Origin of the sequence: Streptosporangium sp. NPDC005286 (assembly GCF_040607515.1) — a bacterium.
GTDB lineage: Bacteria > Actinomycetota > Actinomycetes > Streptosporangiales > Streptosporangiaceae > Streptosporangium.
In genome coordinates, this window is the sequence record NZ_JBEXGU010000057.1 from 1 (window position 1) to 19,550 (window position 19,550).

18 protein-coding genes are annotated in these 19,550 nt (G+C 70.2%); 6 read left to right on the plus strand and 12 right to left on the minus strand.

Going from position 1 to position 19,550, the window contains the following annotated elements; all coding sequences use genetic code 11:
* Positions 1-101: 101 nt before the first annotated feature.
* A complete protein-coding gene (locus ABZU75_RS21525; RefSeq protein ID WP_355556848.1) occupies positions 102-1,598 on the minus strand; it encodes an MFS transporter in 1,497 nt (498 codons plus the stop codon).
* Between the two features lie 260 nt (positions 1,599-1,858).
* Positions 1,859-2,080 (minus strand): hypothetical protein, encoded by a 222-nt coding sequence (locus ABZU75_RS21530; RefSeq protein ID WP_355556851.1) that lies wholly within the window; start codon positions 2,078-2,080, stop codon positions 1,859-1,861.
* Positions 2,081-2,498: 418 nt separating this feature from the next.
* Here ABZU75_RS21530 and ABZU75_RS21535 point away from each other — a divergent pair, with 418 nt between their 5' ends.
* From ABZU75_RS21535 to ABZU75_RS21545, 3 genes are read left to right on the plus strand one after another with little or no spacing between them, the layout of a single operon-like run.
* On the plus strand, positions 2,499-3,983 hold the full coding sequence (locus tag ABZU75_RS21535; protein ID WP_355556854.1) for an FAD-dependent oxidoreductase: 1,485 nt from the start codon (positions 2,499-2,501) through the stop codon (positions 3,981-3,983).
* Complete coding sequence (locus tag ABZU75_RS21540; protein WP_355556857.1) at positions 3,964-5,508, plus strand: FAD-dependent oxidoreductase; 1,545 nt, start codon at positions 3,964-3,966, stop codon at positions 5,506-5,508. The genes ABZU75_RS21535 and ABZU75_RS21540 overlap by 20 nt, the downstream gene beginning before the upstream one ends.
* The gene (locus tag ABZU75_RS21545; protein WP_355556860.1) at positions 5,505-5,876 is read left to right on the plus strand and encodes a nuclear transport factor 2 family protein; all 372 of its coding nucleotides are present in this window, start codon (positions 5,505-5,507) and stop codon (positions 5,874-5,876) included. Before ABZU75_RS21540 ends, ABZU75_RS21545 begins: the two co-directional genes overlap by 4 nt.
* Before the next feature lie 171 nt (positions 5,877-6,047).
* Here ABZU75_RS21545 and hsaA read toward each other — a convergent pair whose 3' ends face one another.
* The 7 genes from hsaA to ABZU75_RS21580 form a co-directional block, all read right to left on the minus strand.
* The gene (gene hsaA, locus ABZU75_RS21550) at positions 6,048-7,283 is read right to left on the minus strand and encodes a 3-hydroxy-9,10-secoandrosta-1,3,5(10)-triene-9,17-dione monooxygenase oxygenase subunit (RefSeq protein ID WP_355556863.1); all 1,236 of its coding nucleotides are present in this window, start codon (positions 7,281-7,283) and stop codon (positions 6,048-6,050) included.
* Complete coding sequence (dmpG, locus tag ABZU75_RS21555) at positions 7,280-8,302, minus strand: 4-hydroxy-2-oxovalerate aldolase (RefSeq protein WP_355556866.1); 1,023 nt, start codon at positions 8,300-8,302, stop codon at positions 7,280-7,282. Before dmpG ends, hsaA begins: the two co-directional genes overlap by 4 nt.
* Before the next feature lie 18 nt (positions 8,303-8,320).
* Positions 8,321-9,223 (minus strand): acetaldehyde dehydrogenase (acetylating), encoded by a 903-nt coding sequence (locus ABZU75_RS21560; RefSeq protein WP_355556870.1) that lies wholly within the window; start codon positions 9,221-9,223, stop codon positions 8,321-8,323.
* A gap of 10 nt (positions 9,224-9,233) precedes the next feature.
* The gene (locus ABZU75_RS21565; protein ID WP_355556873.1) at positions 9,234-10,034 is read right to left on the minus strand and encodes a 2-keto-4-pentenoate hydratase; all 801 of its coding nucleotides are present in this window, start codon (positions 10,032-10,034) and stop codon (positions 9,234-9,236) included.
* 136 nt (positions 10,035-10,170) lie between these two features.
* Positions 10,171-11,205 (minus strand): ferredoxin--NADP reductase, encoded by a 1,035-nt coding sequence (locus tag ABZU75_RS21570; protein ID WP_355556876.1) that lies wholly within the window; start codon positions 11,203-11,205, stop codon positions 10,171-10,173.
* A complete protein-coding gene (locus tag ABZU75_RS21575) occupies positions 11,202-12,890 on the minus strand; it encodes an FAD-binding protein (RefSeq protein ID WP_355556880.1) in 1,689 nt (562 codons plus the stop codon). The genes ABZU75_RS21570 and ABZU75_RS21575 overlap by 4 nt, the downstream gene beginning before the upstream one ends.
* Positions 12,887-13,756, minus strand: a complete 870-nt coding sequence (locus tag ABZU75_RS21580) for an alpha/beta fold hydrolase (protein WP_355556883.1) — start codon at positions 13,754-13,756, stop codon at positions 12,887-12,889. The genes ABZU75_RS21575 and ABZU75_RS21580 overlap by 4 nt, the downstream gene beginning before the upstream one ends.
* A 250-nt stretch (positions 13,757-14,006) precedes the next feature.
* On the opposite strand from ABZU75_RS21580, the gene ABZU75_RS21585 reads away from it, so the two are divergent.
* Positions 14,007-14,612, plus strand: coding sequence for a flavin reductase family protein (locus ABZU75_RS21585; protein ID WP_355556886.1), 606 nt, complete (start codon positions 14,007-14,009; stop codon positions 14,610-14,612).
* A 22-nt stretch (positions 14,613-14,634) separates the two neighbouring features.
* On the opposite strand, the gene ABZU75_RS21590 is transcribed toward ABZU75_RS21585, so the two are convergent.
* The 3 genes from ABZU75_RS21590 to ABZU75_RS21600 all read right to left on the minus strand — a co-directional run bounded on the left by ABZU75_RS21590 (position 14,635) and on the right by ABZU75_RS21600 (position 17,044).
* A complete protein-coding gene (locus ABZU75_RS21590; RefSeq protein ID WP_355556889.1) occupies positions 14,635-15,525 on the minus strand; it encodes an IclR family transcriptional regulator in 891 nt (296 codons plus the stop codon).
* Positions 15,526-15,949: 424 nt separating this feature from the next.
* On the minus strand, positions 15,950-16,129 hold the full coding sequence (locus ABZU75_RS21595) for a hypothetical protein (RefSeq protein ID WP_355556892.1): 180 nt from the start codon (positions 16,127-16,129) through the stop codon (positions 15,950-15,952).
* Between the two features lie 180 nt (positions 16,130-16,309).
* Positions 16,310-17,044, minus strand: a complete 735-nt coding sequence (locus ABZU75_RS21600; RefSeq protein ID WP_355556895.1) for a helix-turn-helix transcriptional regulator — start codon at positions 17,042-17,044, stop codon at positions 16,310-16,312.
* 67 nt (positions 17,045-17,111) lie between these two features.
* Here ABZU75_RS21600 and ABZU75_RS21605 point away from each other — a divergent pair, with 67 nt between their 5' ends.
* A complete protein-coding gene (locus ABZU75_RS21605) occupies positions 17,112-18,476 on the plus strand; it encodes an MFS transporter (protein WP_355557007.1) in 1,365 nt (454 codons plus the stop codon).
* A 136-nt stretch (positions 18,477-18,612) separates the two neighbouring features.
* The gene (locus ABZU75_RS21610; RefSeq protein ID WP_355556898.1) at positions 18,613-19,515 is read left to right on the plus strand and encodes a hypothetical protein; all 903 of its coding nucleotides are present in this window, start codon (positions 18,613-18,615) and stop codon (positions 19,513-19,515) included.
* Positions 19,516-19,550 lie beyond the last annotated feature (35 nt).

Sequence of the window (19,550 nt, forward strand, 5' to 3'; positions counted from 1 at the left end):
GCCCCCCCCCGGCGGCCCCCCCCCCCCCCCCCCCCGCGTTTTCCTCCGCCGCCCCCCCCCCCCCCCGCGGGCGCGGGCGCCCGCCCCCGCCGCCGTGAGGGTCAGCGCCCCCCGTCCGGGGCCGCCGCCACGGTGGCGGGGGGCGGCTCGGGCAGCGGATCCGGGATGTTGAGCAGCGAATCCTGCTTGCGGACCCGCAGGACCGTCGAGGCGAGCAGCAGCCCGATGATGATCAGGCCCGCCATGAACAGCGCACCCGCGTTGATGGAGCTCTCGGGGTACAGGACGGTGCCGTCCGGGGTACGCATTGCGAACTGCCCCATGATGACGAACAGGATGACCGGTGTGGTGCTGGAGAAGCCGCTGTAGCTCACCTGTACCATCCCGGCGATGGAACCCTGCTTGTCGGCCGGGGCGCCGGCGATGACCATGCCGGGGATCGAGCCGTAGGCCAGGCCCGTCCCGGCGCCCAGCAGCAGGGCGGCGATGAGGACCTGAAGGTAGCTGCCGTGGTTGAAGCCGAGTTGCAGACCGCCCACGAGGAGAAGTAGCAGGCCGATCTTCATCATGGTCGCGCCGCCCACACGATTGAGCAGCTTGCCGACGACAACGCCCATGATCACCATGGCGATCGACTGCGGAGCCGAGATCATCGCGTACTCCGACGCGGTCATCCCCAGGCCGTAGCCGAGCCCGGCCTCGCTCGGCGTCAAGCCGATCATCGGAGACATCGAGCCGGAGAGGCCGGTCGTCCCGTATGCCGTGGCGGCCGTCACCGCGGCGAGCAGGATCGGCCGGCGGGTGAAGATCCGCAGGTCGACGAGCGGATCGGAGAAGTTCAGCGACCGCATGACGAACCCGGCCATGAGCAGCAGGCCGACGGCGAACGCGCCCAGGGTGGTGACCGAGCCCCAGCCCCATGTACTGCCGAAGCTGATCCCCAGGAGCCCGATGCCCAGGCCGAAGCCCAGCATGCCGGCGCCCAGGAAGTCCACCCGCGAGGGGACGCGCAGCGGCGTCTCCGGAGTGGTCAGCAGCAGCAGCGGGGTGAGGATCGCCATCCAGAGAATGTCGAAGGCGAACAGGCCGCGGAAGCCCCAGTTGTCGAGCAGCCATCCGATGAGGAACGGCACGCCGATGGAGAAGACCCCGGTGCCGGTCATCGCGACCGCGCTGGCCAGCGGCAGGATCCGCCGTGGGTACACGTCGCGCATCAGCGAGTAGCTCAGGAACATCGTGGGCAGCACGGTGCCCTGCAGCAGCCGGCCCGCGATGAGCACGCCGAATGTCGGTGCCACGGTCGCGAGGACCGAGCCGACCGTGCTCGCCAGCAGGCAGACGATCATCATTCGCCGCTTGCCGTGGATGTCGGCCAGTTTCCCCACCAGCGGGCAGAGGACGGCCCCGGAGAGGATGAAGCCGGTGAGGAGCCAGCCTCCCTGGTCCGTCTTGAAGTGGGTGGTGATCGCCGGCAGCGCCGTCGACACGAGGCTGAACCCCAGCGCGGTCCCCTCCAGGATCATGACCATCGTCACCATGGAGAGGACGAGCCGTGGGGTCCACCCGCCCGTCTCCGCCGTCGTATCCGTAGTACTCATCGTCAGGCCTCCAGAAAAACGTGATGTTTCAATGAATCTCGGCGTGGCCGCGGACCTCAGCGTCTTCGTGGCGCAGGTCCCGGCGGGGGGATGCTGTTCCTCCTTGGCACCACGCGGACACCTCGGTGTCACGCACGTTTTCCGGTCGATGACGGACCGCAGGTCCCCCACGATGGGGGTACGGTCATCCCGGCCCGGCGGGGAACCGCCGGGGCTCGGGAAGATCAGGGGCGGCGCGGAGCGCAACCGGCTCGTCTGGTTCAGGCCGCCGCGGCGGACAGCGGGTCCGCGAAGGGATGGGCGTTCTCTGCGCCGGTGTGCATCAGGCCGTACCCGGTCGGCGCCTCCCAGGATGGCTCGTTCCACAGCTTCGGCACGAACGGGACGCCGCAGCCGACGAGCCAGTCGAAATGCTCCAGCCTGCCCTCGGCGGGGTCAGGTCCGCCGGCGAGCTTGAGGAAGGCGTACGGAGCCGCGCTCACCGGCGGTCCTTGCGCCCAGGCCGGTTGAGCAACGCCGTTGACCATCATCCTCGGCCTCCTGTTCGACGGTGACCGTGCCTTTCATCGAGCACCTGCGATGAGCGGCGTCGTGCACTGGCGCAGACGCTAAGCGCCCAGTGACGCGGATCACGTCGGGCATCCCAATGAGCGGGACCCAATGGTGAGAAGGCGGTGACACAAATCTCATCCGCACCGCGACGTCCGTACCCGGCGGCCGGCCGGAACCGGCGATCGGCAGGCTGTTCGCGCCGCCGACCGGCCCCTCGCCCCGGTCTTGCCCCGCTCGTCCTGCTGAGCGGGACCGGCCCGGGAGCGCGGCGAGGCCGTTGATTACGGTCCGGTTACCCGGAAGACCACGCCCCCGGGTTCCGGCGGGCCGATGCGGACGGAAGTGACGATGCAGTCAGCACAGCAGCCATATGACCGGCAGACCGGGGTCGTGGTCCTCGGTGCCGGCGCGGCCGGTCTCGCCGCCGCCATCTCGGCTCGCGAGGCCGGCGCCGAGGTCCTGGTGCTGGAGAAGTGCCCGCCCGAGACCGCGGGCGGCAACACCCGGGTTTCGGGCGGCAGCTGGTTCGAGAACCTCGACGCCCAGCGCGCCGCCGTCTATCTGCGCAGCCTGTGCGGGGATCTCCCGGTGTCCGAGGCGGTCATCCGCACCTGGGCGGAGGAGACCCGGCACAACACCCGGTGGATCGAGGGCCTCGGCGCGGCCGTGGCCGTGAACGGTGCCTATCCCCCGGAGTTCCCGCACCTCGACGGCGCCGACTGCTACGGCGGCTACCACAGCCTGGAGGGCCGGATGGGCGACCAGTTGCTGTACCGGTTCCTCGTCGACGCGGCGCTCGCCCGGGGCGTCGAGATCTGCTACGCCACGCCCGGCCGGGAGCTGGTCATCGATGGTGGGGTGGTCACGGGTGTCGTCGCCGAGTCCGGTGGCGGGCCACTGCGGGTGCGGGCCCGGACCGGGGTGGTGCTGGCGACCGGTGGCTTCGAAAACGACCCCGCCATGGTGCGCGACTACCTGCGACTCGCGCCGTGCCCGGTCTGGGGAAGCCCGGCGGGCACCGGTGACGGACACCGGATGGCGCAGAAGGCCGGGGCCGACCTGTGGCACATGGGCAACATGACCGCGTTCAGCGGGATACGCGTTCCCGGCTCGGACACCGGGTTCTTCATGGTGCCGCCCGCGACGGGCTACATCTGGGTCGCGCCCGACGGGCGTCGGTTCGTCGACGAGACCCCGGCGCTCGGCGGCCACGGCCAGTCGCGGATTCGCGGCCGCGACGAGCTGCATCCGGCGCAGCCCGCGTACGTCGTGTTCGACGAGCGCACGCGCCGCGCCGGGCCGCTGTGCCCGCCGCGCGAGTACCTGCCGGTCGGATGGAAGGTGCTCATCGAGGGCTACGAATGGAGCCTCGACAACCAGGCCGAGATCGATCGCGGCTGGATCCGGCGCGCCGACACCGTCGAAGGGCTGGCCGCCGGGCTGGGCGTCGCCCCGGAGACCCTCGCCGAGACGGTCCGCCACTGGAACGCGGCCTGCGCCGCCGGCCGCGACGAACGGTTCGGCCGCCGGGCCGAGAGCCTCACCCCGCTGGAGCAGGGCCCCTACTACGCGTTCGAGCTGGCACCGCTGCTGGGGTGGACCAGCGGGGGGCCGCGCCGTGACGAGCGCTGCCGGGTCCTCGACCCGTTCGGCTCGGCCATCCCCGGCCTGTACGCCGCGGGGTCGGTGAGCTCCACATACAGCTGGGCGAAGGACGGCGGGTTCCACATCGCCGATGCCCTCGCCTTCGGGCGGGTCGCCGGCCGCACGGCCGCCGTGCCGCCCGCCATCACGAGCGATCTGGAGGAGATCAGTGCCAGTTCAGTGGGATGAGACGGCCGACGTCGTCGTCGTGGGATCCGGGGGCGCCGCGCTGACGGCGGCCTACACAGCGGCGGCGGGCGGATTGCGCACCCTGGTGCTGGAGAAGACGAAGTACTTCGGGGGCACCAGCGCCTACTCCGGGTCGGGCCTGTGGCTGCCCGGCAACCACATCCTGCGCCAGGCGGGCGTCGAGGACAGCGTGGAGCGGGGACTGGAGTACTTCCGGGCCGTCGTCGGCGACCGCACACCGGCCGCGCTGCAGGAGGCCTACGTCTCGACGGCGCCCGAGCTGGTGGAGTTCCTGGACCACGACCCGGTGCTGGAGTTCGAGTACCTGCCGTTCCCGGACTACTTCGCGGCTCCGGGGCGCGCCCCCGGCGGCCGGGGAATCTGCCCCAGGCCGCTGCCGGCGCACCTGCTGGGCGCCAGGCTCGGTCAGGTGCGCCCGCCGATCTCGATCGACCAGTTCGGCGTGCCGCAGGAGCGGGAGACGCTGACCGGGGGGCAGGCCCTCATTGGCCGGCTGCTGCTCGCCCTGGACCGCACCGGGAACGCCACGCTACGGACCGGAACGCGGATGCGCTCGCTGGTGGTCGAAGACGGCCGGGTCGTCGGCCTGGAGGCCGAGCACGAGGGCTGCGCACTGATGATCCGCGCCGAGCACGGCGTGATCGTGGCCGCCGGCGGGTTCGAGCGCAACGCGGAGCTTCGGCGCGAGCTGCAGGGCCTGCCCGGCGCGGACTGGTCGTCGGCCGCCCCCGGGTCGAACACCGGGGACGCGCTCGCCGCGCTCCAGGCGGTGGGCGCCGCGACGGACCTGACCGACGAGGCGTGGTGGTGCCCGGCCGTACTGTTCCCCAACGGCCACGCAGCCTTCACCCTCGGCCTGCACGGGGGCATCTTCGTGAACGCCGCGGGCGAGCGGTTCGCCAACGAGTCGCTGCCGTACGACCGGATGGGCCACGAGATCCGCGCGGGGCACGCCACCGGTGTGTCGCACCTTCCGGTCTGGTGGATCTTCGACGAGCGCTTCCCGAACGCGCCGGGGATCTCCCAGCCGGCGCCCGATCCCGAGGAGTTCCGCACGGCCGGCCTGTGGCGCAGCGCCGACACTCTCACCGGCCTCGCCGAGCGGATCGGCGTGCCCGCCGACGTGCTCGGCAAGACCGTCACGCGGTTCAACGGCTTCGCCGCCTCCGGCGTGGACAGCGACTTCCACCGCGGCGAGGATCCCTACGACCTGTTCTTCGCCGCCGGTGACGGCCCGAACAGCTGCCTCGTCCCGATCGAGCGGGCTCCGTTCCACGCGGTGCAGGTGGTGCTCGGCGATCTCGGCACCAAAGGCGGCGCACGGATCGGAGAGGACGGGCAGGTACTCGGCGAGGACGGAAACGCGATCCCCGGCCTGTACGCCGTCGGCAACTCGGCCGCCTCGGTCGCCGGGCATGCCTACCCGGCCCCCGGAGTCCCGCTCGGCTCCGGAATGGTCTTCGGCTACCGCGCCGCCACCCGGCTCCGGATGGAGGACCGATGAGCGCCGGGAAGATCAACGATGCCGTCGTCCGTTACCTGGACGCCGTGGCGAACGGGACCGCTGACGACATAGCGTCCTGCTACACGGAGGGCGGGACACTCGAGGATCCGGTGGGCAGCGAGCCACGCCGTGGTCGCGCCGCGATCCGCGAGTTCTACTCGGCGCTCGAGGGCGCACGGCGGGACACCGAGCTGCTGACCATCCGCATCGCCGGCAACAGCGCCGCCTTCCACTTCCGGGTGCGGACCAAGCTGGGTGACCGGACGTTCGATATCGAACCGATCGACGTGATGACCTTTGACGAAGACCAGCGGATCGCCAGTATGAGGGCGTACTGGAGCGGCGACGACATGCGGGAGGCGCAGTGACCCCTCGGTGCGCGGCCGGCCGGGCCGTCGTCTTCCGCCGCCGGGCAGACCGCCCTGCCGCATAGGTTGAACCCGTCCGTGGCACAGGCCCGGCGCATCGCGCGCCGGGCCTGTGGCCGTTCCACCCGCCCGTCCTGGTCCCACCGGGATGCCCGGCGGGACCGGTCGGCATCAGACCAGACTGTCCTCGACGGTCAGGCCGAACTCGCCCTTGCCGTACATTCCCAGGGCACGCTCGACGTCGTTGGCGACGTGGACGCTGCCCGCATGCGCGTCCCGCCAGGCCCGCTCGATGGGGTTGCCTCGGCCGAGCGAGTTCCCTCCGGCGGTCTTGAAGAGACTGTCGATCGCCTCCACCGCCCGCTGGGTGGCACGGACCTGGTCCCTGCGGACGCGCAGCCGCAGCTCCATCGGAATGCGCTCGCCCCGGACGGCGTACTCGTACACCTCGCGCACGTTGTGGTCCGTCTGCAGCACCGCCGCGTCGATCTCCGAAGCGGCCCGGGCCACCGCGACCTGGGCGAACTGCTCCTCGGCGAACCGGCCGCCGCCCAGACTCAGCCGTACCCGGTCACGCATGGCGGTGACGTAGGCCCGGTAGCAACCGGCCGCCATGCCGACGACGGGAGCGGTGATCGCGTTGGTGAAGACGGTCGCGAACGGCATCCGGTAGAGCGGGCCGGTATTCACCTTCTGGCCGGGACCGCGCAGTTGTGCCTGCTCGTAGTTGCGCATGGCGTGGTGCTCGGGCACGAACACCCGTTTCACGATGATGTCGTTGCTGGCCGTGCCGCGCAGTCCGATGACGTCCCAGACGTCCTCGATCACGTAGTCGGTGCGGGGGACGAGGAGGGTCATGAAGTCCACCGGCCTGCCCTGCTTCTCCACCACCAGGCCCCCGACCAGTGCCCACGACGCGTGGTCGCAACCGGATGAGAAGCGCCACCGGCCGGAGAGCTCGTATCCACCCTCGACCGGAGTGAGCCGCCCCACCGGAGCGTACGACGAGGACACGAGCACGTCCGGGTCCTCCCCCCAGACCTCGTCCTGCGCGGCCTCGTCGAACAGGGCGAGTTGCCACGGGTGGACGCCGAGCACGGAAACCACCCAGCCTGTGGATCCGCAGACCGCGGAGATCTCCCGGATGACCTCGAAGAACTTCACGGGGTCGCTCTCGGCGCCGCCGTATCTCCTGGGCTGCAGCATCCGGAAGATCCCCGTCTGGATGAGCTCTCGTATCGTCTCCTCGGGCACCCGCCGGTTCACGTCGGTTGCGCCCGCCCGCTCCCCGATCTTCGGCAGCAGTGCGCGAACCGCGTCCAGGACCTCGTCGCCCGCGGGAGACGTGGGAGAGTCGCGTTCGCCCGACCCGTGCCGTTCACGCCGGTGCACCGTACCGATTCTCATCTCCCCGCCGCGAGGGCGACCGCGATCTCGATGAGCTGGTCTTCCTGGCCGCCGACGAGCTTACGGCGCCCGGCCTCGATGAGGATCTCGGCGCCCGACACACCGTATTTTCTCGCCTGGCGGTCGGCGTGCTTCAGAAAGCTGGAGTAGACACCGGCGTAACCCATGGTGAGCGACAGCCGGTCGAGCAGGCACTCACCGTCCATGACCGGGCGGACGACGTCCTCGGCGGCATCGATGATCTTCAGGGTGTCGATGCCGGTGCGGATGCCGAGCTTCTCGGTGACCGCGGCGAGCCCCTCGACGGGCGTGTTGCCGGCACCGGCGCCGAACCTTCGCGTCGAGCCGTCGATCTGGAGGGCTCCCGCGCGCACGGCGATGACCGAATTGGCCACGCCGAGGCCGAGGTTCTCATGGCCGTGGAAACCGACCTGGGCGTCGGATCCGAGCTCGGCCACGAGCGCGGCGATCCGGTCGCCGGTCTCCTCCATGATCAGCGCGCCGGCCGAGTCGACCACGTACACGCACTGGCATCCCGCGTCGGCCATGATCCGCCCCTGCCGGGCGAGGACCTCGGGCGGCCGGCTGTGCGCCATCATCAGGAACCCGACGGTCTCCAGGCCGAGCTTCCTGGCGAGACCGAAGTGCTGGACGGAGATGTCCGCCTCGGTGCAGTGGGTGGCGATCCGGCAGATGCTCGCGCCGTTGTCGGCGGACTCGCGGATGTCGTCCTGGAGCCCGAGGCCGGGCAGCATCAGGAACGCGATCTTCGCCCGCTTCGCCGTCGCCACCGCGGCCTTGATCAGCTCCTGCTCCGGGGTGTGGCTGAAGCCGTAGTTGAACGACGAGCCACCGAGCCCGTCGCCGTGAGTGACCTCGATCACCGGCACGCCCGCGTCGTCCAGCGCGGCGACGATGGACCGGACGTGCTGAGGCGTGAACTGGTGCTGCTTGGCGTGCGAGCCGTCGCGCAGCGACGAGTCGGTGATCCGGATGTCGAGGTCGGAGCTGTAGGACATGGATCGATCTCCCTGTGACTAGGAGCGCTCGGCGAGAATGCGCTGCGCGAAGCCTTCGCCGACCTTGGCGGCGGCGGCGGTCATGATGTCGAGGTTCCCGGAGTACGGCGGAAGGAAGTCGCCCGCGCCCTCGACCTCGATGAACACGGCGACCCGGGCGAGCCCGCCGCTCATCGGCGTGGGGTCGTCGAACTGCGGTTCGGCGCGCAGTCGGTAGCCGGGCACATACGCTGCCACGGTGCCGACCACCTCCTTGATCGAGGCCGCGATCGCGTTCTGGTCGGCGTCGAGCGGGATCGAGCAGAACACCGTGTCCTGCATGAGCATCGGTGGCTCGGCCGGGTTGAGGATGATGATGGCCTTGCCCTTCCGCGCACCACCGATCATCTCGATGCCCCGCGCGGTGGTGCGGGTGAACTCGTCGATGTTGGCCCGGGTCCCGGGGCCCGCCGACGGAGAGGCCACACTGGCGACGATCTCCGCGTAGGCCACCTCGGTCACCCGGGAGACGGCGTACACGATCGGGATCGTCGCCTGCCCGCCACAGGTGATCAGGCTGACGTTGGACACATCGAGGTGGGCCCCGAGGTTGACGGCGGGTACCACCGCCGGCCCGATCGCGGCCGGGGTCAGGTCCACGGCCGGGATGCCGAGCGCCTGATACCTGGGGGCGTTCTCCCGGTGGACGTACGCCGAGGTCGCCTCGAAGACGATGTCGGGCCGTTCGGCCTGGGCGAGCAGCCACTCGACACCCTCGGCCGAGGCGATCAGGCCGGCGGACTCCGCCCGCTTCAGCCCGGGGCTGTCCGAATCAATGCCGATCATCCAGCGTGGCCGGATGAAGTCGGAACGGAGCAGCTTGTACATCAGGTCGGTCCCGATGTTGCCCGAGCCGACGATCGCGGCGGTTGCCTTGGTCACTGTGTCACCCTCATTCGAATCGAGCGGTCACGGAGCCGAGCCCGGCGAACTCGGCACGGAAGACGTCGCCGGGGCGCGCGTCGATCGCCCTGGTGCAGGACCCGGGAAGGATGACGTGCCCGGCTTCGAGCTTCACTCCGAAGGAGGCCACCTTCCTGGCCAGCCAGGCCACGGCGGTGGTCGGGTTCCCCAGCACCGCGTTGGTGTTGCCCCTGGTGATCTCGGCGTCACCGGCGTAGAGCACGGCCTCGATGTCGGCGACGTCCATGCCCGCGGCCGTCAGGTCGGCCGGGCCCATCCGGGCGTCGCCCAGGATCACGCCGGCCGAGGACGCGTTGTCCGCGATGGTGTCGGCCAGGCGGATCCGCCAGTCCCTGATGCGGCTGTCGATCAGTTCGATGCTCGGCACGACGTACTCGGTGGCGGCGAGCACGTCCTCCTCGGTGCACCCCTCGCCCGGAAGGCTCGCCCCGAGCACGTACCCGATCTCCACCTCGATCCGGGGGTAGCAGTACCGGTCGGCCCGGATCGACGTGTTCTGCGACAGCACCATCGTGTCGAGCAGATGACCGTAGTCGGGCTCGTCCACGCCCATCATCCGCTGCATCACCGGGGAGGAGAGTCCCACCTTGTGGCCGTACACCCGGGCCCCGGCGGCGAGACGGCGGCGGATGTTGATGAGCTGGACCTCGTAGGCGTCCAGCACGCCGATACCCGGGTATGCGTCGGTCAGCGGTTCGATCGGCACCCGATCCCGCTCGGCCTCCCACAGCCGTTCGGCCGCGGACTCCCGTCGCGTTACCTCCAGCATTCAGTCCTCCCGAATTCGTGTCCCGCATCGCGCTTGGGCGGTGCGGGCAGTTGATGGATGGGGATGGTCAACGGTGACGCGGGGTTTCCGTGACGGCTCTCCCCCTCGGTGAAAGGGTTCCGGGCGCGGATGAGCTTCACCCGTCGTAGGTGATCTTGAGATGCTCGCTGAGCGGGAACGCCTGGCAGGAGAGGATCAGCCCGTCGGCGAGATCCTGCTCGTCGAGGACCGTGTTGCGCTCCAGCGCGACCTCGCCCTCCAGCAGCACGCAGGCGCAGGCGCTGCAGGACCCCTCACGGCACGAGTACGGCGCCTCCATGCCGGCCGCCAGCAGCACGTCAAGGAGCTTGTTGCCCTTCGGCCAGGTCAGCGTCCTCTTCTCACCGTCCAGCTCGATCTCGACCGTGCTACCGGGGCCCGACGAGTCGACCGCGACACCGGGTCCGGCGAAGGGGTCGGTGGCCAGCGACTCGAAACGCTCGACGTTGACCCGCCGCCTCGGGACACCCAGGTCGGCGAGGACCCGCACGGCGAGATCCATGAACGGGCCGGGGCCGCAGACGAACGCCTCCCGGTCGGTGTAGGGCCGGGTCAGCGCGGCCAGGCTGCTCGCGCTGGGCAGGCCCTGCACCGACTCCAGCCAGTGGACGACGGTCAGCCGCTCGCCGTACTCGGCGGTCAGCGCGACCAGTTCGTCGCGGAAGATCACCGAGTTCTCGTCGCGGTTGGCGTACAGGAGGGAGACGGCGCCGGAGCCTCCGCGCAGGCACGATTTGAGGATCGACATGACCGGGGTGATGCCGCTGCCGCCGGCGAGCAGCAGCAGGTCCTCGTCGAGCGAGACGGGGACGAATGTGCCCGCCGGTCGCAGCACCTCCAGCATGTCCCCCTCGGTGACGTGATCGCAGATCCAGTTCGACCCGTAGCCGCCCCGGGTGCGCTTCACCGTCACCTTGAGCTTCTCGTCGCACACCGGCGAGCTGCTCAGGGAGTAGCAGCGCGCCGCGCCCTCCGGGCGGGTGGTGGGCACCCGGATGGTGAGGAACTGGCCGGGCCGGTAGCCGAACCGGGTGTGGTCTCCGTCGGCGGGCTCCAGCACCAGTGAGTGCGCGTCGGAGGTCTCCCGGATGACCTCGACGACCCGCGCCTTCAGCGGTCCCGGCTGGGTCATGCTCCCCACTCCTCCCTGGTCACGGCAACGGCCGGCTGGAATCGCCCCGCCGCGTGCCGGGCGGCGATGTACCCGAAGACGATCGAGGGGCCGATCGTGGCGCCGGGACCCGCGTACTCGTTGCCCATGACCGATGCGGAGGTGTTCCCGGTGGCGTACAACCCTTCGATCACCGAGTCGTCGGGGCGCAGCACCCGGCTGTGCTCGTCGCAGACCAGCCCGCCCTTGGTGCCGAGGTCGCCGGCCTCGATGCGGAAGGCGTAGTACGGCGCCTTGTCGATCACGTCGAGGTTCGGATTCCTCAGCGTGGGATCACCGTAGTAACGGTCGTAGGCGCTGTCGCCCCGGCCGAAGTCCTCGTCCTTGCCGGTCCTGGCGAACCGGTTGAAGCGCTCGACGGTCTCGGCCAGCGCGTCGGCGGGCATGCCGACCTTCACCGCCAGCTCGGCGAGCGTGTCGGCACGGAACGCCACGCCCTGCTCGTAGAACGCCTCCGGTATCGGCATCCCGGGAAGGATCTGCGCGAACGGGTACCGCGCCCGGGCCTTGGCGTCCATCACGAACCACACGGGTACGTGCCCGCTGGCCAGCTGGTCGTGCACGAAGTTGACGTACGGGGCGGACTCGTTGGTGAACCGCCGTCCCTGCTGCGACACGATGATCGACGGCGGGATGCACCGCTCGGACACCAGCGGGATGGTCGCCCCCGCCGGGTGCCGTACGGCCGGCATCCACCAGGCGTCGTCCATCAGGTCGAGGGCCGCGCCGAGCCGCTCTCCCGCCAGGATGCCGTCGCCGGTGTTCTCCGTGGCGCCCATGCCGAAGTCGGTTCGGCCGCCATCGGGCAGGTACTTGTCGCGCATTTCCTGGTTGTGGTCGAAACCACCGGTCGCCAGCAGCACCCCGTACCTGCCGCGGATCCGGACGGTCTTCCCGTCGCGCCGGGCGACGATGCCGGTGACGGCGCCGCTTTCGTCGGTGACGAGTTCGGTCATCGGCGTCCGCAGCCACAGCGGGATCCACGCGTCCTTCAGCGCCATCCGCAGCCGGGCGACGAGCGCGCGCCCGCCGGTGGACATGTGGCGGCGGCGGAACAGGTTCGACGAGACCCGCCAGGCGGCGACGATCGACGCCCGGCGGCCACTCCAGGTGCGCTTGACCATGGCCAGGTCGTGGTAGTCCTTGCTGGTGACCCACAAACCCAGCGGGCCCTTCATCCCGTTGGGGCGCTGGTACTTCTCGTCCTCACCGAGCTTTCGGGTGTCGAACGGGATCGGCTCGATCGACCGGCCCAGCGGCCTGCCGCCTTCGAACTCGGGGTGGTAGTCGGCGTAACCCCTGGTCCAGGAGAACCGGATCCACTTGCTCCTGCCGAGCAGTTCCATCGCGGCCGGACCGTTGTCCACGAACGCGTCGAGCCGGGCCGCGGGGACCCTGCCCTCGGTCAGCAGGTCGAGGTAGCGGCGGATGGACTCGCGGCTGTCGTCGTGCCCCTCGGCCCGCAGGGTGGGATTGTTGGGGATCCAGATGCCGCCACCGGAAATCCCGGTGCTGCCGCCGAACGCCGCGCCCTTCTCGACCACCACCGCGGACAGGCCGCTGTCGTGCGCGGTCAGCGCCGCCGTCATGCCACCGCCGCCGCTGCCCACGATGACCAGGTCGAACTCGTGGTCCCACCCGCTCACCGCTCGTCCTTCCTGGTCAGGAAGGCCAGCACGACGCTCTCCCAGGCGGCTTTCTGCTCGATCATCACCCAGTGACCGCAGTCGGGGAAGATGTGCACCTCGACGTCGGGGATGGACCGCATCGGCAGGATCGCCATGTCAACCGGGCTGACCCGGTCGTCGCGGCCCCAGGTGATCAGTGTCTTGGCCTTGATCTTGTGCAGCATCGCCCAGTACGGCGGGGCGTCCGAGGCCGCCGCGGCCGCGGCGCCGGCGGCGAACGCCGCCTTGCCGTACATCCGGCGGGCGCCGGCCAGGGTGGCCGGTTCGGTGGCCAGCGCCCAGCGCTCCTCGATCAGTTCCTCGGTGACCAGGGACCGGTCGTAGACCATGGAGTCCAGCCACTGGACGAGCCGCTCCCGGGTGGGCTCCTCGGTGAAATCCATGAGCAGCTTGATGCCCTCACCGGGGCCCGGGCTGAACAGGTTCCTGCCGACACCGCCGATGGTGACCAACCGGCGTACCCGGTCGGGATGGGCCATCGCCACCTGGGCGCCGACGATTCCGCCCATGGAGTTGCCGATCACGTCGACCTGCTGGAGCCCGAGCCCGTCGAGGAAGCGGATCACCGCTGCCTGCGCCCCCACCATGGGATGCTCGCCGGTCGAGTCGCTCACCCCGAAACCGGGGAACTCCAGGATCAGGCAGCGAAAGCGCTCCGCCAGGACCGCGAGGTTGCCTCGGAAGTTCCGCCATCCGGTGACTCCGGGCCCCGAGCCGTGCAGGAGCAGCAGCGGCGGGCCCTCGCCGGCTTCGTGGTAGCGCAGTACACCCTGGTCGGTCGCAAGTTTCCGCGCCGTCGACTCGTAGGTCAGCTCGGTAAGCATTCATCCGTCCCGTTCATCGCGGAGTATCGGCTTCGGGGAAGGTAGCCCGCGAGAGCCGGAGAGCGGATCGTTCCTCCCGATGAGTGAGACCCGGCCCGCCTCCGCCCGGGATCGGCCGGGACACCGGGCCGCGCCCCGCGCCCCTTCCGCTCAGCGGGATCCGGCCCCGGTGAAGTCCGCCGGAGGTCCGTAACTTCGTCGCCCGAAGCCGCCAACGGGGCGGCGTCCGACGTCACCTGAGGTGAAACGCATGACAGCCGAGACCGCCCGGCCCTCGATCACTCCGGATCCCGTCGGCGTGGCTCCGCCCGATCCCGCGGAAATGCGGCAGGCGATGGGCATGTTCGCGAGCGGCGTGACGGTCGTCACCGGCATCGACGGCGGAGAGCCGGTGGGATTCGCGTGCCAGGCGTTCGCGTCGGTGTCCCTCGAACCGCCGCTGATCCTTTTCTGCGCCGACCACAACAGCCGCACCTGGCCGAGGATCAGGAAGTCCGGGAGGTTCAGCGTGAACGTGCTGGGCGAAGAGCAGTCCGACCTATGCAGCCGGTTCGGCTCCAGCAAGGGCAGGAAGTACGACGGGCTCGGCTGGGAGCTGTCTCGGTGGGGCACTCCGGCGCTGCGCGATGTGCTTCTGCGCGTCCACGCCGAGGTCGTCGACGTGCACATCGCCGGGGATCACGACGTGGTGATCGGTCGGGTACTGGAGGTGGAGCGGAACGCCGGGCGGCGTCCCATGGTGTTCTTCCGCGGGCGGTTCGGCATCGACCACGAGACGGACGCCGAACAAGCGCTGTTCGCCCCCGGTCTGTGGGGCTGGGCGGATCAGCGGGACCGGGATCGGGATCGGGCTTGAGAATGACGGCTGGCCGTGCGGATCACAGCCAGCCGTCGTTCTCGCCCATGGTGAGCAATCGGTTCATGGTCTCCGGTGACCAGTTACAGTCCGGCACTCGGGCGGCTTGACGGGATCGCCCCCGCTGGCTGTCCAGGTCCGGGAAAAGGGCGAGCGAGGCCTGCCGTGCCGCGTCGACCACCAGCGGGGCGACGTTCTCCAGCGGCGTACGGGTGTCGCCGACGAGAGAGATGCTCGCCACCGGGCCCTCGTGGCCTCGGATCGCCGCGGCGGCACACGAGATGCTGGGGACGTTCTCGCCCCGTTCGAACGCCAGCCCCTGGCGCTGCCGGATACGGTTCAGCTCCTGGTGCAGGGTGCCGATGTCGCCGATGGTACGGCTGGTGAGCCGCCTTACCTTGCCTCCGACCAGTTCCTCGACCCGCTCGGGCTCCAGCCAGGCGAGGATCGCCTTGCCCAGCGCGGTGGAGTGCGCCGGGGCACGGCCGCCGACTCGGGAGGGCACGGACAGGGCGAACCGCCCGCCGACCTTGTCCAGGTAGAAGACCTCCGAGCCGTCCAGGACCGCCAGATGGACGACCATCCTGGTTCTCATCTGCAGGTCGTGCAGCAGCGGCGCGGCGGCCTCTCGGATCTCGCCGTGGCTGCCGTCGCCCCCGCCGATCCCGAGCGCCCGCTTGCCCAGGCTGTAGCCGAAGGACGAGTGCTCCAGCCAGTTCAGTCGTACGAGTTGGTCGAGGATGCGATGCGTCGTCGAGCGCGGCAGGTGAGTGCACCGCGCCACGTCCTCCAGCGTGAGGTGGGTGAAGCGGCCGTCGAACGCGTCGATGATCAGCGTCATCCGCTCGACCATCGAGGGCGGGAGCTCTCGCCGCGCGGACGCGGCGTGGCCAAGGTCAGAGAGAGCGGTCATCACATCTCCCCAAAACTGAAATGAATTCTTGTTTCGAAATGTAGCAACGGGATGAGCAACAGGGAAGAGAGGGAGAAAGATCACCAAATGATACTTTTTGTTCGGTTCGTCCTGTGGGACACGGGAGCCCGCACCCCCTCTACGCCGGGAAGATTTCCGCGAGGAGCTCCGGGTTGCGAGAAGCCGCTCGCCACGCCGCGAAGCGTGGCAACGCGCCGAATCAGATTCATGCCATATGTAACATGTGGCCAATAAGTGCGTCAACGGACACAACACCGTCACACCTCCGCAACAAACCCGGGTAGGCCAGGCCCTCGCTTGACCGCCTCTCAGCAGCGTGTTTAGCTGAGGCAGACCCCGGAGCGCCCCGTCGACGACGGCCCAGCCGGGCCGCCCCCATTGGCTACGACACAGCGAACGTCATTCAGATGGATCGTCGGCACCGGTTGGGAACCATGACGAGGGCTGGATGCACCATCCCCTGAGCGAAGGCGAACAGGATCGTCGCCTCCTTCGCGGCGTCCAACTCGGCGGACACCTGCCCGGCGACCTGCGCGGCCCTGATCTGGTCGGCGTAGAACGCCATCACCTGCGTCACGGCCATCCTGGACCTGCACCTCAAGGGCAGGCCTCAGCCCGTGCTGGACAAGCCCTCAGCCGGGGTCAAGTTCTGGAATTGAGCCGCCGACGGGTGGCTGGAAGACGTTGACGCCCGACCCGCGAGATCATCGGCATTCCGGCGTTGCCAGGGCCATCTCCCCGGCTACCGTGAAGGAGATCAAAGTCAACGACTGAGCAGGTAACGCCGGGGCGTGGTACCGACCGTGCGGCGGAAGGCCGCCAGGAACGCGCTCGCCGTGGCGTACCCCACGCTGTGCGCCACCCGCGATACCGGTTGCCCCTCGGCCAGCAGCGGCAGGGCGGCGCGCAGCCGTACCTGCGTGCGCCAATGGTCGAAGCTCATGCCCGTGTCTCGCACGAACAGCCGCGTCAACGTCCGCCTGCTCACGCCCGCCGCACGGGCGTGCGCCTCCAGGCTGCGCGGGTCGGCCGGGTCCGCCAGCAGGGCGGCCGCCACTACCCGGACGCGCTCGTCGGTGGGTTGCGGCACGTCGATGGGCCGGGTGGGCAGCGGGCGCAGCAGGTCGGGCACCACCGCCTCGGCGCGCAACCGCGCGTCGTCGGTGAGGTCGGTGCGGGCCAGGTACCCGATCACCTCGGCCAGCAGGCCGTCGATGCCGACCGCCGTGGGCTCGGGCCAGTCCAGCGGGCAGCGCTCCGGCGCCAGGTACAGGCTGCACAGCACCGCGTCGCGAGTCGCGCCGGTCGCGTGGGTGACGCCCGCGGGCAGCCACAGCGCCCTGGTGGGCGGCAGGACCCAGTACACCTCACCCACGCCGACGCTCAGGACGCCGCGCCGGGTCCAGGCAAGCTGGTGGTGGGTGTGGCTGTGCGGGGGGATCCACTCCCCCGAGGCCAGCGGGAAGTGGCCGACGATGATCGCGCCTATGTCCTCCATGCGACACAGTCTGGCCTCACCGCGGATTGTGGCCAAATGCGGCGGATCATAGCGTCGTCGGGTGCCGATGATTGTGTTGTGCCTTGTCCAGTTCATGCTCGTGCTCGATGACACCGTCGTGAACGTGGCCCTGCCCAGCATCCGCGATGAGCTGGGCTTCAGCGCGTCCGGGTTGCCCTGGGTCGTCAACGCCTACTTCCTGGCCTTCGGCGGGCTGCTGCTGCTGTGCGGCCGGATGGCGGATCTGCTGGGCCGTCGCCGCGTCTTCCTCATCGGCGTGGCGTTGTTCGGGATGGCCAGCCTGGCCTGCGGGCTCGCGCAGGAGCCATGGCAGCTCGTGATCGGGCGGTTCGTGCAGGGCGCGGGTTCTGCGATGGCCAGCCCGGCGGCGATGTCGATGATCACGTTGCTGTATCCGGGGCCGGAGGAGCGGGCCAAGGCACTGGGCATCTGGGGCGGCATCGCGGCCCTGGGCGGAACCTCGGGCCTGGTGCTGTCCGGAGCGCTGACCGACCTGGTGTCCTGGCGCGGGATCTTCCTGATCAACCTGCCCATCGTCGCCGTGGCCCTGGCGCTGCTCCCCCGCCTGGTCCCCGAGTCCCGCGCCCCCGGCCGGCGCCACCTCGACGTTCCCGGCGCGGTCCTGGTCACCGGTGCCACAGTGTCGCTGGTGTACGGGCTGCTGCGGGCCGGCGAGACCGGCTGGAGCGATCCGATCGTCATCGGCGCCGTCGTGCTGTCCGCCGCCTTGGCGGTGGCGTTCCTGGTGGTCGAGTCGCGGGCGGTGGCGCCGCTGATGCCCGGGGCGTTCCTGGCCTCGCGGACGCGGGCGGTCGCCAACGGCGCGACCCTGCTGTTCTCGATGGCGATGTACGCGATGTCGTTCCTGCTGATGATCCAGATTCAGACCGCTCTGGGGTACAGCCCGCTCCTGGCCGGCATCGCCTACCTGCCCTACGGCGCCGGCATTCTGGCGGGCATGTGGCTGTCCTCCCGCATCTCGCTCAGGATTGGGACGCGCTGGGCGCTCCTGCTGGCGTTCCTGGTCAACATCGCCGGCCTGCTGCTGCTGTCCGGCGTGGCGGCAGGCGACTCCTACGCCGCCCACGTCCTGCCCGGCATGCTCATACTGAGCGTTGGCAACGGGCTGAGCCTGCCCGTCATGGCCGCAGCCGCGGTCGACGGCACCACCGAGGAGGACGCCGGTCTCGGCTCGGCCCTGTTCACCTCCGTCCAGCAGGTCGGCGGCGCCGTCGGGGTGGCCGCGCTGGCCATCATGGGCTACTCGGGCGGGCTCACGGCGGGCGCGCTCTGCGTGGCGCTCGGCGCTGTGCTCATCGTCGTGCTACTGCCGTCGCGTGCCGGCGGCCCGCGGCAGCCCGCTGGACATGGAGCCGGCGGCCGAAGCACGCCGGCGGCCGCTCCCCGGTGAGGATCTGGGCCACCGGCCCCTGCACCAGGACGCGGCCGTCGCGGGCCGCTGTCCTGTGGCAGCAGCCCGTACGGGTTCGCCTCGCCGGCGTTGAGGAAGTGCCGGCGGACGAGGTTGCGGCTGCCTGGGTGCCAGGGTGTTGAAGTCCTCCAGGAGCACGACCACAGCCCACGCCCGAGCCGCCGAACCCGATCCGGTGGCGGGCCTGCGTTCCCTGCTCGCCCGCGGTGCCGGCGCGACGACCGAGTTCTACGGCCAGGCCTCCACGGATCTGACGCGGCAGGTGCAGCTGAGCAACGGCAGGCGCACCGTCATCGGGAGTGGTATGGGAGTGCGCGGAACCGGCAAGGTCAAGCTGGGGCGGGCCGGCGTGATCGCCTCAGAACACATCCGGCAGCTGAGCATCAGCAACAAGCAGTTGGTGGTGGACGAGGCGGCCAAGGATCCCTACTTCGCCGGTGTGCTCCGCACGGTGGGGACGCTGCGCACGGTCAGCGTGGGCGGCTGGCAGTACCAGCTCGCGCCGCAGGCGAGGTCCTGGGCGCGCACCGGCCGCGCGAGCGGCGCCGCCGCCGCGTACGGCGACCAGTTCATCAACGTCCTGGAGCCGGCCACGCTGCGCAAGCTGCTGTCCATCAGGAGCCGCAAGAGCGTCGCGCCATGGCTCAAGGACCACACCACCGGCCGCAAGCAGCGGATCTACTCCCTGACCGGGACGATCACGCTCAAGGAGCTCTATCGCGTCTCGCCCAGCTTCCGCGAGGCCGCGGGGACCTCGGCCCTCGGGACGTCTGAGGTGACATGGACGTACATGTACGACGACCGCGGGTGGCCGTACCGGGTCGGCTGGCGGTTCTACGCGCACCCGCGGCCCGAGGTCCCGGGGCTCGGAGACGACCGGATCCTGCGGGGGCACCTGGCCACGCAGTACCGGAACTGGGAGAAGCCGATGACGATCACTGCGCCCAAGGCGACGCCGGTGCGGGGGCTGGAGTGCGCAGCACGACATCCCGCCCCCGTGCGGCACCCGACGAGGTGATTCTCCGCAGGCGAAAAGGACGAACCACCGGTTTA

Bases quoted from the DNA above. Each gene is read 5' to 3' on its own strand.
- ABZU75_RS21525 (WP_355556848.1), bottom strand. From the start codon at position 1,598: ATGAGTACTACGGATACGACGGCGGAGACGGGCGGGTGGACCCCACGG.
- ABZU75_RS21535 (WP_355556854.1), top strand. From the start codon at position 2,499: ATGCAGTCAGCACAGCAGCCATATGACCGGCAGACCGGGGTCGTGGTC.
- ABZU75_RS21545 (WP_355556860.1), top strand. From the start codon at position 5,505: ATGAGCGCCGGGAAGATCAACGATGCCGTCGTCCGTTACCTGGACGCC.
- hsaA (WP_355556863.1), bottom strand. From the start codon at position 7,283: ATGAGAATCGGTACGGTGCACCGGCGTGAACGGCACGGGTCGGGCGAA.
- dmpG (WP_355556866.1), bottom strand. From the start codon at position 8,302: ATGTCCTACAGCTCCGACCTCGACATCCGGATCACCGACTCGTCGCTG.
- ABZU75_RS21565 (WP_355556873.1), bottom strand. From the start codon at position 10,034: ATGCTGGAGGTAACGCGACGGGAGTCCGCGGCCGAACGGCTGTGGGAG.
- ABZU75_RS21570 (WP_355556876.1), bottom strand. From the start codon at position 11,205: ATGACCCAGCCGGGACCGCTGAAGGCGCGGGTCGTCGAGGTCATCCGG.
- ABZU75_RS21580 (WP_355556883.1), bottom strand. From the start codon at position 13,756: ATGCTTACCGAGCTGACCTACGAGTCGACGGCGCGGAAACTTGCGACC.
- ABZU75_RS21585 (WP_355556886.1), top strand. From the start codon at position 14,007: ATGACAGCCGAGACCGCCCGGCCCTCGATCACTCCGGATCCCGTCGGC.
- ABZU75_RS21590 (WP_355556889.1), bottom strand. From the start codon at position 15,525: ATGACCGCTCTCTCTGACCTTGGCCACGCCGCGTCCGCGCGGCGAGAG.
- ABZU75_RS21595 (WP_355556892.1), bottom strand. From the start codon at position 16,129: ATGGCCGTGACGCAGGTGATGGCGTTCTACGCCGACCAGATCAGGGCC.
- ABZU75_RS21600 (WP_355556895.1), bottom strand. From the start codon at position 17,044: ATGGAGGACATAGGCGCGATCATCGTCGGCCACTTCCCGCTGGCCTCG.
- ABZU75_RS21605 (WP_355557007.1), top strand. From the start codon at position 17,112: ATGATTGTGTTGTGCCTTGTCCAGTTCATGCTCGTGCTCGATGACACC.